This window comes from Patulibacter medicamentivorans (assembly GCF_000240225.1).
GTDB classification, from domain to species: domain Bacteria; phylum Actinomycetota; class Thermoleophilia; order Solirubrobacterales; family Solirubrobacteraceae; genus Patulibacter; species Patulibacter medicamentivorans.
Window position 1 is genome coordinate 1 of record NZ_AGUD01000270.1, and the last position, 11,083, is coordinate 11,083.

The 11,083-nt window shown below is 73.8% G+C and carries 10 protein-coding genes and 1 riboswitch; of the genes, 3 read left to right on the top strand and 7 right to left on the bottom strand.

Annotated elements, in window-relative coordinates:
- Window positions 1-142 precede the first annotated feature (142 nt).
- Window positions 143-817, bottom strand: coding sequence for a hypothetical protein (locus PAI11_RS19175; RefSeq protein WP_007577878.1), 675 nt, complete (start codon window positions 815-817; stop codon window positions 143-145).
- Window positions 818-913: 96 nt separating this feature from the next.
- Window positions 914-1,690 carry an endonuclease NucS gene (nucS, locus tag PAI11_RS19180; RefSeq protein WP_007577880.1) on the bottom strand — a complete coding sequence of 259 codons (777 nt, stop codon included), beginning with the start codon at window positions 1,688-1,690 and terminating at the stop codon, window positions 914-916.
- Between the two features lie 111 nt (window positions 1,691-1,801).
- Between nucS and PAI11_RS19185 the strand changes: the two genes are divergently transcribed.
- Window positions 1,802-3,394, top strand: a complete 1,593-nt coding sequence (locus PAI11_RS19185; RefSeq protein ID WP_007577881.1) for a DHA2 family efflux MFS transporter permease subunit — start codon at window positions 1,802-1,804, stop codon at window positions 3,392-3,394.
- Window positions 3,378-4,001: an acyl-CoA-like ligand-binding transcription factor gene (locus tag PAI11_RS19190; RefSeq protein ID WP_007577883.1), complete on the top strand. Its 624-nt coding sequence runs from the start codon at window positions 3,378-3,380 to the stop codon at window positions 3,999-4,001. Before PAI11_RS19185 ends, PAI11_RS19190 begins: the two co-directional genes overlap by 17 nt.
- Before the next feature lie 108 nt (window positions 4,002-4,109).
- On the opposite strand, the gene PAI11_RS19195 is transcribed toward PAI11_RS19190, so the two are convergent.
- From PAI11_RS19195 to PAI11_RS19205, 3 genes are all read right to left on the bottom strand, one after another.
- The gene (locus tag PAI11_RS19195) at window positions 4,110-5,315 is read right to left on the bottom strand and encodes a glycerophosphodiester phosphodiesterase (RefSeq protein WP_007577885.1); all 1,206 of its coding nucleotides are present in this window, start codon (window positions 5,313-5,315) and stop codon (window positions 4,110-4,112) included.
- A gap of 102 nt (window positions 5,316-5,417) precedes the next feature.
- Window positions 5,418-6,683, bottom strand: coding sequence for a tetratricopeptide repeat protein (locus PAI11_RS19200; protein ID WP_007577886.1), 1,266 nt, complete (start codon window positions 6,681-6,683; stop codon window positions 5,418-5,420).
- Window positions 6,684-7,179: 496 nt separating this feature from the next.
- Window positions 7,180-7,506 (bottom strand): DMT family transporter, encoded by a 327-nt coding sequence (locus PAI11_RS19205; RefSeq protein ID WP_007577888.1) that lies wholly within the window; start codon window positions 7,504-7,506, stop codon window positions 7,180-7,182.
- 14 nt (window positions 7,507-7,520) lie between these two features.
- Window positions 7,521-7,590, bottom strand: a riboswitch (guanidine-III (ykkC-III) riboswitch).
- Between the two features lie 136 nt (window positions 7,591-7,726).
- On the opposite strand from PAI11_RS19205, the gene ettA reads away from it, so the two are divergent.
- Window positions 7,727-9,379, top strand: a complete 1,653-nt coding sequence (ettA, locus tag PAI11_RS19210; protein WP_007577889.1) for an energy-dependent translational throttle protein EttA — start codon at window positions 7,727-7,729, stop codon at window positions 9,377-9,379.
- Window positions 9,380-9,431: 52 nt separating this feature from the next.
- On the opposite strand, the gene PAI11_RS24795 is transcribed toward ettA, so the two are convergent.
- Window positions 9,432-9,941 (bottom strand): PPOX class F420-dependent oxidoreductase, encoded by a 510-nt coding sequence (locus PAI11_RS24795; protein ID WP_007577890.1) that lies wholly within the window; start codon window positions 9,939-9,941, stop codon window positions 9,432-9,434.
- Window positions 9,942-9,992: 51 nt separating this feature from the next.
- On the bottom strand, window positions 9,993-11,083 hold a 1,091-nt coding region (locus PAI11_RS24800; protein WP_170320757.1), incomplete at its 5' end, for an MMPL family transporter.

Sequence of the window (11,083 nt, forward strand, 5' to 3'; positions counted from 1 at the left end):
CGATCGAGGGCGTACCGCACCCCCGCGGACCACGCCCGCCACCCCAACCGAGCCCACGAGCGATCGAGAACACCCCCGCGGACCACGCACGCCACCTCCGCTGAGACCGCAGCCCCGAGACCCCGACCAGCACCGCCAGCGATCAGTCGACCTGCAGCAACTCCAGCGCCGTCCACAGCGACTCGTGGACGTGCATCGAGGAGACCCCGGCGATCTGCAGCGCGTAGAGCAGCACCCGCTTGGTCCGCCGGCTCGGCGCATAGGCCGGCAGCGGGTCGCCGCAGAGCTCGGCGACGGCCCGTGTGGCGTCGGCGATCACCAGCCTCCCGGCCGGCGAGCGGGTCGCGAGGTCGCCGTCGCCGAGGGCCTCGCCGTCGATCGTCGGGCGGATCCCGAGCGGCCCGTCGATGGCGTCGGCGTCGAGCGCCCAGATCGGTACGCCGGTCTCGACCAGGGCCGCCAGCTGGGCGTCGCGCGGCAGGCCGTTGGACTCGAAGTGACCGCGCCGCAGCCGCTCGTAGTAGGCCTGCTCGATCGGCGTCCGCCGCTCGTCCGGGTCGATGCCGATGTGCCGGAAGAAGACGCGGAAGGCGGCCGGGATCTCCTGCCGCCGCAGCTCGATCACCTGGGCGCCGCCGACCCGGGTCGACAGCTCGGCCAGCCGCCGCCGGACCCACGGCGGGCTGCGGCGGCGTGGTTCGCAGGCGACGGTGACGGTCACCAGCGACAGGTTGGGATGCTCCTCGGCGACGTCGAGGTCGATCCAGCCGAGGCGCGGGCGGCCGGCGTCGGCGAGGGAGGGCGGCTGAGTGGTCATCGCGAGCGGCAGGCAACCGGCGGACGGGCAACGTCAGCGCGAGCCTATCCCGGCCCTCACCCCCCGTCGTGGGACCGGCGCACAGCGTCGCGCCGCTCAGACGTCGAACAGGGTCAGCGCCGGCTCGCGCTCGCCCCGCAGGACCGCAAGGTCGACCTCGACCCAGTCCATGCCCCGCGACTCGGCCAGCGTGCGGGCCTGGGGCTTGATCTGCTGGGCCGCCAGGACGCCGCGGACCTCGCCCATGCCCGGGTCCTCGCGCAGCCGCTCGAGGTAGCGGGTCAGCTGCTCGACCGCCTCGATCGTGCCGACCCGCTTGATCTCGACCGCGACCCAGCCGTCGTCGGGATCGCGGCACATCAGGTCGACCGGGCCGATGTCGGTCGGCCACTCGCGGCGGACCAGGCGGAAGCCCTCGCCGCAGTGCTCGGGCGCGCCGGCCAGCAGCTCCTGCAGCTCGCGCTCGACGCCGGACTTCTCCAGCGCGGCCGCCTCGCCCATGTCGTGGACGACGTCGGAGAGGACCTCGACGATCCGGATGTCGAGCCGGTCCTCGGTCGACCCGGCGCGCTTGCGGACGACGATCCGGGTCAGCGGCGCGCGGTCGCCGTCGCCGTCGCCGTCGACCGGCTGACCGTCGGCGGTGCGACCCGCGGCCAGCGCCGGATCCTCCCCCGGAACCGGCTCGCCGCCCCGCTCCAACTCGAAGACGGTCGGCGGCGTCATCCAGTTCTGCGGCTTGAAGCCCCCGGTGTCGGCGTGGACCATCACCGACCCGTCGGACTTGACCATCAGCAGCCGCAGGGCCTCTGGCAGCAGGGCCTCCAGGCGACCGGAGTAGCGGACCTCACAGCGGGCGACGATCAGGCGCATCGGGCCGGAGAGGCTACGCCGCCGCCCGGACGGGCGCCGACGGCCACTTGACGATCCGAAATCTGACAGTTACTTTCATTTCATGCTTACTCTCTTTTTCGAGGATCTGTCATGAACTACGCCGACCCCCGACGGTGGTGGGCGCTGGCCGCCCTCGCGCTCAGCGTCCTGGTCGTCGGCCTCGACAGCACGATCCTGAGCGTCGCGCTGCCGACGCTCGCGACCGAGCTCGACGCCTCGACCGGCGAGCTGCAGTGGATCGCCAACGCCTACACGCTGGTGATGGCCGCCGCGCTGGTGCCGGCCGGCCTGCTCGGCGACCGCTTCGGACGCAAGCGGCTGCTGCTCGCGGCGCTGGCCCTGTTCGGCGTCGCGTCGGGGCTCTGCGCCGTGGCCCCGTCGGCCGCCGCCCTGATCGCCGCCCGCGCGCTGCTCGGGCTCGGCGCCGCGTTCCTGATGCCGCTCTCGATGTCGGTCCTGACCGTGATCTTCAGCCCGGAGGAGCGGCCGCGAGCGCTCGGGATCTGGGTGATGGCGACGGCGATCAGCCTGCCGATCGGCCCGATCGCCGGCGGCCTGCTGCTCGACCACCTGTGGTGGGGGTCGATCTTCCTGATCAACGTGCCGGTGGTGGGGCTCGGCCTGCTCGCCGTCTGGCGCTTCCTGCCGGAGTCGCGCAGCCCGCAGCGGCCGCGGATCGACGTCGGCGGCGTGGCCGGCTCGGCGATCGGCCTGGCCGCCCTGACCTACGGGCTGATCGAGGCCGGCGACCGTGGCTGGACCGACGCCCGCTCGCTGGCCGCGATCGCCGCCGGCCTGCTCGTCCTCGCCGGCTTCGTCGCCTGGCAGCTGCGGCTGCGCCGGCGCCCGGGCGGCAGCCCGCTGATCGACCTCGACCTGTTCCGCTCGCGCGCCTTCACCTGGGGCTCGCTGCTGGCGACGGTGATGTCGTTCGCGCTGTTCGGGATCCTCTTCGTCGGGCCGCAGTACCTGCAGGCCGTCGGCGGCTACGACGCGCTCGGCACCGGCCTGCGGCTGCTGCCGATGGTCGGCGGCCTGGTCGTCGGCGCGCGGCTGGCCGACCGGCTCGCCGCCCGCGCGGGAGCGAAGGTCGTCGCGGTCTCCGGGCTGGCGAGCCTGGCGGGCGGGGTGCTGCTCGGCGCGACCACCGCCAGCGGCGACGGCTACGGGCTGACGGCGGCGTGGCTGGCGCTCTCGGGCATCGGGATGGGCCTGGCGCTGCCGACCCTGATGAACCTCGCGATGGGCGCGCTGCCGCCGGATCGCAGCGGCGTCGGCTCCGGGCTGATCCAGTCCCTGCGCCAGGTCGGCGGAGCCGTCGGGGTCGCCGTGCTGGGGAGCATCCTCAACGCCGGCTACCGCGGGCGGCTCGACGACGCCGGGCTGCCCGACGGCGTCGTGGCCGCCGCGCGCGAGAGCGCCGCGGCCGGCGTCGCCGCGGCCGACCGCCTGGGCGACTGCGCCCCGCTGCTGGATGCGGTTCGCTCCTCGTTCGTGCACGGGATGGACGCGACGCTGCTGGCCTGCGGCGGAGTCGCCGCGCTCGGCGTGGTGCTGGCGATCTGCTTCCTCCCGGGACGCCCGGCGCCGCTCGCGGAGAGCCGCCCCGGCTCCGCGCCCGCGACCCCCGGCGACGCTCCGTCCGCTCGGCGAGCAGAATCGGGACATGACGTCGTCGCCTGAGCATCGGATCGAGGCCGTCGAGGCACCGCCGCGGCCCGGGCTGCGCGAGCGCAAGAAGCTCCGGACTCGCACGACGATCCGCGAGGTCGCGCTGCGGCTGTTCGAGCAGCAGGGCTACGCCGCCACCACCGTCGAGCAGATCGCCGACGCCGCCGAGGTCTCCCCCAGCACCTTCTTCCGCTACTTCCCGACCAAGGACGAGGTGATCCTGCAGGACGACCTCGACGCGTTCCTGCTCGAGGCGTTCCACGCCCAGCCGCCGGAGCTGAGCGCGGTGACGGCGATCCGGGCGGCGATCGGGCAGGTCCGGAGCAGGATGGGCGAGGCGGCCTGGCAGACCGAGCGTGCCCGCCACCAGCTGATCCTCGCCGTGCCCGAGCTGCGGGCGCGGCTGATCGACGAGTCGATGCGGACGGTCGCGATGCTGGCCGAGGCGATCGCCGCACGAGCCGGCCGCGACGGCGACGACCTCGAGGTCCGGACGGTCGCCGGGGCGATCTTCGGCGTCGCCCTGGCGTCGATGCTCCACGCCGCCACGGCCGACGGGGACTACCTGGCGCAGGTCGACGCCGGGCTGGCGCAGCTGGAGCGCGGGCTGCGGCTGTAGCCCGGCCAGTGGCGTCAGCTCGCCGGCATGCCCGGGAAGTGGCGTCGATTCGCCGCGCCGACCGCCGCGAACTGACGCCACCCCGCGCGCATGCCCCCAGCTGACGCCTCAGCGCCGGCCGTGACCGCCGTGGCCGCCCGGCCGCCCCGCCTCGAACGCCGTCACCGCCGCGACGCCGATGTCGGGGTTGTCGGTGAAGACCGCGTCGACGCCCAGCCGCAGGAACTGGGTGATGTAGCCCTGCAGGTCGCCCGGGGTCGCCGGGTCGCTGCCGTTGCGCCGCTCCAGCGGCAGGAAGCTGTTCTCGCGACGGAAGGTCCAGACGACGACCGGCAGGCCGGCGCGGTGGGCGTCGGTCACGAACGAGGTCGGCGCCAGCGAGCGGCCGCTGGCGTCGCGCGGCAGGATCCAGGCGGTGTTCGGCGAGACCGCCTCGGCGTAGCGGGCGATCCCCCGCAGGCCGGCGGGCGTCGTCAGGTCGGCGTAGGTCGTGCTGCCGCCGGCCGCCGCGACGTCGGCCGGCTTGCCGACCGTGTCGATCAGCTGGACCTTGCGGACCTTGGCGTTGCGGTCCAGCCACTTCAGGTTCGAGATCTCGAACGACTGGACGATCACCGGCGAGCGGCGGTTGTCGAGCCCGTTGCGGCGCAGGACCTGCAGCAGCGCCCGCTCCTCGTCGATCCCGATCGAGCGGAAGTAGGTCGAGTGCTTGATCTCGGGGGCGAGGGCGATCGTGCGGCCGGTGCGGCGGCTGGCCTCGCGGGCGATGTCGATGACCTCCTGGAAGGTCGGCACCTGGTACTTGCCGTCGTACTGGGTGTTGGCGGGGCGCAGCGCCGGCAGCCGCTCCTTGGCCCGCAGGGTCCGCAGCTCGGCGAGCGTGAAGTCCTCGGTGAACCAGCCGGTCACGGACGCGCCGTCGATCGCCTTGGTCCGCTTGCGGTCGGCGAACTCGGGGTGCGACGCGACGTCGGTCGTGCCGGAGATCTCGTTCTCGTGACGATCGACGAGGACGCCGTCCTTGGTCGCGACCAGGTCGGGCTCGATCACGTCGGCGCCCTGCTGGATCGCCAGCTCGTAGGCGCCGGCGGTGTGCTCGGGGCGGTAGCCGCTGGCGCCGCGGTGGGCGTAGACGGCGCGCTCGCGGAGGCTGCCGAGGGTGCCGCCGCTGCGGGCCCAGCGGTCGGGGCCGTGGGCGACGGCCGGAGCGGCGCCGACGGCGGTCACCGCGAGCGAGAGGGCGACGGCGCCGAGCGCGGCAAGCGAGCCGCGGCGGCGCGAGGACGGATGGGGGGTTCCGGTGAAGTCACGCACGCCGCCAGTGAACAGCGGGGCGGCGGCAGCGGTGTGACGCGCGGGTGAAGCTCGTGCCGGCGACCGCCGCCGACCGTCCGGCCACCGCGCCGCACGCCGCCGTCAGCCCGCTGCCGGCTGCAGCTCGCGCGGGGCGCGGTCGCGCAGGCGGTCGCGCAGCTCGCGGACCTCGCGGTCGGCCGGCGCCAGCTGCAGAGCCCGGTCGCAGGCGTCGAGCGCGTCGGTCGTGCGATCGGTCCTCGCCAGCGCGTGCGCGTAGCGCGCCCACGCCCGCGCGCGCAGGCCGGGGTCGACGTCGACCTCGTCCGCCAGCTCGGTCGCCTGCCGGCAGGCGTCGACCTGACGACCGAGGTCGCCGGTCAGGTAGGCGGCCAGCGCCAGGTCCATCAGCCCCTCGACCGTCGGCTCCAGGGCCCGCGCCCGCTCCAGCGCGTCGAGTGCCCCCGAGCGGTCGTGCAGCCGCAGCCGCAGCCGCCCGAGCCGGGCCCATGCGGCGCCGTCGCGCGGGGTCATGTGGACCACGCGGGCGGCCGACTCCTCGGCCTGGATCGTCGCCCCCTGGGCCTCGTAGATGCGGGCGGCGAAGCGGTGCGGGCCGGGGCGCTCGCCCTCGACCCGCAGCCAGTCGCGCACCGCCCGCCCGGCCGCGGCCAGGTCGTCGGCCTGGAGCAGCGCGACCGTCAGCAGCCGCAGGACGACGGTGTTGGACGGGTCCGCGTCACGGGCGTAGAGCAGGCGCTTGGCGGCGATCTCGAACTCGCCGTCGGCGAGCGCGTGCTGGGCGGCGGTCAGGAACCGCTGGACCCGCTCGGCCCCGGGGTCGGGCTTGGAGAAGTCGACGAACTGGAGGGTGCCCGCCGGGACCGTGCGGATGCCGAGCTGGAACGAGACGCGCGCGAACTGCTGGATGTCGTCGCCCTGGCCCGTGAAGTAGACGCCGGTCACGTTGCCGACGCCCCACTCGGGGTACGAGACGCAGCGCGCGTAGCGGTGCACGACCGAGTGGTCGGGCATCCGGCTGCCGAACGGGTCGTGCTTCGCGCGGTCGGCGGCGGCCTCGGACGCCTCGTAGGCGCGACGCCCCTCCTCCTCGCGCGCGGCGCGGGCGGCCGCGGCGTTGACCTTGACGGCGTTGGCGGTCACCGTGCCGCCGCGAGAGTGCTCGGCCAGCCGCTCCAGGCGATCGGCCGCCTCGTTGATCGCCTTCAGGTGGCGCTCGTGCTCGAGCTGGCGCCCGGGCGGTGCCAGGTCGGGATGCCAGCGCTTGGCGAGGTTCCGGCGGGCCTGCTGGACGTCTCGCTTGCCGAACGGCGGGGTGAGCTCGAGGAGCCCGAGCCCATGCTCGATGTCGAAGACGGAAGAGGCCATCCCACCGAGGTTAGCGAGCGCCGGCCGAGCAGCCAATCGGACCGCGGCCGGCGCCGCCGACCGCGGGGCCCGGGCCGGGCGGAGGACCGGCGGCGCACCGATCCAGATCGGGAGTTGAAAATATACGAATCCTGATCTACTTTCTACATATGACCGATTCGCCGACCGCCGGGCAACCGACCCGGGAGTGTCCCCGGCACGAGGCAGCGCGTCGTCAGCTTGGCCCCGCCTCCTGCGTGGGCGGCGGCCAAGGCCCATGCGCCCCTCCGCCCTCTCCTCTCCCGGGCGGAGCGCGTGGGCTGCTTGCAGCACCGGGGGTGGCAGCCCCCGCCGCGGGTGGCGCGCGTCGCCCGGCGGGAGCGTCCGCTTCGTGCGCCGGACGCCCCGCCGGGCGAGCGCGCCACGCCCGGCACGGGAGTCGCCCGTGCGACCCCGACGATCGTCCGCGCGCCCGGCCCCGCCGGGCGCGCGGCACGTCCACGGCCCCGCGCCCGACTCAGTGCGCCGCGGCCGAGCTGAGCGCCAGGCCGACGATCCCGGCCGCGACGAGACCCAGGCTCGCCAGCCGCAGCGGGCTCGCGGCCTCGCTCAGGAAGACGATGCCGACGATCGCCGCGCCGATCGCGCCGATCCCGGTCCAGACCGCGTAGCCGGTCCCGATCGGCAGGTCGCGGAGCGCGCGCGACAGCAGCACGAAGCTGGCGATCGACGCGACCAGGAAGACCGCCGTCTCGGGCACGCGGGTGAAGCCGTCGCTGCGCTTCATCGCGATCGCCCAGACGACCTCGAGCAGTCCGGCGACGACGAGCATGATCCAGGCCATGAGGGGCTCCTTCGCGAGCGCCGTCGTCGTTCCGGGTACGGCGCGCCCTCTCGTCCGGGACGGCGCAGCTGATCGCGCCATCACCACGAAGGTAGCACGGCGGCGGAGCGCTGGCCACGCCCTGGCGGCGGTCGGACGGGGCGCGACGGCGCCGCCGCCCCCGGCCGTCGATCCCGGGGCGAGGACGGGTCGACGAGGGCGTCTCGCTACCGTCTGTGACGTGTCTTCCCAGTACGTCTTCACGATGCACCAGCTCACGAAGGTGCATCCGCCGGACAAGACGGTGTTCCGGGACCTCAGCCTGTCGTTCCTCCCCGGCGCCAAGATCGGGGTCCTCGGGTACAACGGCGCGGGCAAGTCGAGCCTGCTGCGGATCATGTCCGGCGACGACAAGGAGTTCGACGGCGAGGCCCAGCTGGCGCCCAACGCGACCGTCGGCTTCCTGCAGCAGGAGCCGCACCTGGACGAGACCAAGACGGTCCACGAGAACGTCATGGAGGGCCTGTCGGAGCTGAAGGCCCTGGTCGACAAGTTCAACGAGCTGGCCGTCAACTACAGCGACGAGACCGCCGACGAGTTCGCCCGCCTGCAGGCCGAGATCGACGCCGCCGACGCCTGGGACCTCGACAACAAGGTCGAGTACGCGATGGACGCCCTCCGCTGCCCGCCCGGCGACTGGAACGTCACCGACCTGTCCGGCGGCGAGAAGCGGCGCGTGGCGCTGGCGCGGCTGCTGCTGTCGGCCCCCGACCTGCTGCTGCTGGACGAGCCGACCAACCACCTCGACGCCGAGTCGGTCGCGTGGCTGGAGCGGCACCTGGAGAACTACAAGGGCACCGTCGTCGCGGTCACCCACGATCGCTACTTCCTGGACAACGTCGCCGGCTGGATCCTGGAGCTGGACCGCGGCCGCGGGATCCCGTTCGAGGGCAACTACTCCGGCTGGCTGGACCAGAAGGCCAAGCGGATGGCGATGGAGAAGCGCACCGACGTCGCCCGCCAGCGCCGGATCAACGAAGAGCTCGAGTGGGCGCGCAAGAACCCCAAGGGCCGCCAGACCAAGCAGAAGGCGCGCCTGAACAACCTCGACGCGCTGATGGAGGAGCAGTCCGCCCAGCGCCTCGACGAGACCCGGATCACGATCCCGCCCGGACCGCGCCTCGGCGGCACGGTGATCGAGGCCAACGGACTCAGCAAGGCGTTCGGCGACAAGCTGCTGTTCGAGAACCTCAGCTTCACGCTGCCGCCCGGCGGCATGGTCGGCGTGATCGGGCCCAACGGCGCCGGCAAGTCGACGCTCTTCAAGCTCCTGACCGGGCTCGAGCAGCCGGACTCCGGGACGGTCAAGCTCGGCGAGACGGTCGACCTCTCCTACGTCGACCAGTCGCGCGACTCGCTGGACCCGAACAAGAACGTCTGGGAGGAGATCTCCGAGGGCCTCGACTACGTCAAGGTCGGCGAGCGCGAGATGAACTCCCGCCAGTACGTCGCGTCGTTCAACTTCAAGAAGGGCGACCAGCAGAAGAAGGTCGGGTCGCTCTCCGGCGGCGAGCGCAACCGCGTCCACCTGGCCAAGCTGCTGCGCCGCGGCGGCAACGTCCTGCTGCTGGACGAGCCGACCAACGACCTCGACGTCGAGACGCTGCAGGCGCTCGAGGACGGCCTGCTCGGGTTCCCCGGCTGCGCCGTCGTGATCTCCCACGATCGCTGGTTCCTCGACCGGATCGCGTCGCACATCCTGGCCTTCGAGGGCGACTCGAAGGCGACCTGGTTCGAGGGCAACCTGCAGGCCTACGAGGCCTGGCGCCGCGAGGAGCTCGGCGACGAGGCCGACCGCCCGCACCGCCTGACCTACAAGAAGCTCACGCGCTAGCCGCTCACGGTCGGTCGGGGAACGCGCCGCCCCGCCCGACCGCGTCCGCCGGCTACGCCCCGGGACCGGCGTCCTCGCCCGCCGGCACGAACTCCAGGTAGTGGACCTCGGTCAGCGGGCGCGACAGCCGTTCGAACAGCCGCCGGCCGATCCCCCAGCGGCGGCGGATGACCTGCGCGGCGTGGTCGCGCTCGGCCGCCGCCTCGAGCACCCGGCCACGGGCAGCGATCGGCGGCCCGAGCGGGGCTCCGATCGGCGAGCAGGGCGCCAGCAGCGCCCGCGGGTCGCGCCGCACGCGCTTGGCCTTGAACGCCTCGACCTCGGTCCAGACGTACAGGCGCTCGCCGTCGCGGGCGAACCAGACCGGCGTCGGCACCGCCCCGCCGTCGCGCTTGTAGGTCACGAGCAGGACGTGCTTGTGCCCCTCGAGCGCGGCGAAGTCACCGTGCTCGACCGGCAGGTCCAGCACGCTCGCGGCCTTCGAGGAGCGCGAGCCCTCCATCGGCCGCTTGGCCCCCTTGATCAGCGGGCGGGCGATGCGGTCAGGCAGGCGAACGGGCATGCTGCAGCTCCTCTTGCGGCGGACGATCGGTCCCTATGACGATCATCATACTCAGTCGCCGGAGCCTACGACCGGGGTCGTGCTCGGGCGCGGCGGCCGGCGGGTCGGCCGGGGGTCGCCGACGCCCTCGATGTCGACGTGCGGGAGCCGGCGGTCGAGCCACGCCGGCAGCCACCAGGTGCGCTCGCCGAGCAGGGTCATCGCCGCCGGCAGCAGCACCAACCGGACGACCGTCGCGTCGACCAGGACGGCGACCGCCAGCCCGACGCCCATCTGCTTGACGGCCACGAACTCGGCGAAGGCGAAGGCCGTGAAGACCGAGACCATGATCGCCGCGGCGCTGGTCACGACCGTCGCGGTGCGACGGACGCCGAAGTCGATCGCCCCGTCGTTGCTGCCGGTCCGCACGTAGCCCTCGCGCATCCGCGAGAGCAGGAACACCTGGTAGTCGATCGAGAGCGCGAAGGTGACGGCGAAGACGGCCGAGATCATCAGCACGTCGAGCGACCCGGCACCGCCGAGGATCGGGTGATCGCCCGTGAACAGGAACGTCAGCACGCCCATCGAGACGACGACCGTCAGCAGGTTCAGCGCGACCGCCAGCGCCGGCAGCAGCAGCGAGCGCAGCACGACCACCAGCAGCAGGAAGGTGACCAGCGACATCACGATCGTCAGCAGCGGGATCCGGGCCTTGGTGACCGCGTCGAAGTCGGAGAGCTGGCTCGCGCCGCCGCCGACGGCCGCCGTGATCCCGGTGTCGCGCTGCCAGCGCGAGACCTCGCCGCGGACCGCCGCTACCAGCGCCGTCGTCCGCGGGTCGTTCGTCGGCAGGTCGGGCAGCAGCACGATCCGCCCGAAGGTCGCCCCGTGCGCCGTGTCGACCAGCATCTCGGATGCCTGGCGATCGAGCGGGCGGGCGCCGGCCAGGGCGGCCGCCGCCACGTAGCCGGAGCGGAAGAACCCGGGAGAGCGCCGCTGCAGCGCATCGAGCTGGCCGATCCCGTTCGGCCCCGCCGCGTCGGCGAGCTGGCCGCGGTAGCCGCTGACGCCGCGGCGCGCGGCGCCGAGCCCACCGGCCAGCGGCGCGCTGTCGGTCACGCCGTCGCCCAGCCCCCGGGCCAGCCGCGCCTGCGCGGTGCCGA

Excerpts from the sequence above, each read along its gene's own strand:
- PAI11_RS19190 (WP_007577883.1), top strand. The coding sequence starts at position 3,378 with ATGACGTCGTCGCCTGAGCATCGGATCGAGGCCGTCGAGGCACCGCCG.
- PAI11_RS19185 (WP_007577881.1), top strand. The coding sequence starts at position 1,802 with ATGAACTACGCCGACCCCCGACGGTGGTGGGCGCTGGCCGCCCTCGCG.
- PAI11_RS19175 (WP_007577878.1), bottom strand. The coding sequence starts at position 817 with ATGACCACTCAGCCGCCCTCCCTCGCCGACGCCGGCCGCCCGCGCCTC.
- PAI11_RS24795 (WP_007577890.1), bottom strand. The coding sequence starts at position 9,941 with ATGCCCGTTCGCCTGCCTGACCGCATCGCCCGCCCGCTGATCAAGGGG.
- PAI11_RS19205 (WP_007577888.1), bottom strand. The coding sequence starts at position 7,506 with ATGGCCTGGATCATGCTCGTCGTCGCCGGACTGCTCGAGGTCGTCTGG.
- PAI11_RS19200 (WP_007577886.1), bottom strand. The coding sequence starts at position 6,683 with ATGGCCTCTTCCGTCTTCGACATCGAGCATGGGCTCGGGCTCCTCGAG.
- nucS (WP_007577880.1), bottom strand. The coding sequence starts at position 1,690 with ATGCGCCTGATCGTCGCCCGCTGTGAGGTCCGCTACTCCGGTCGCCTG.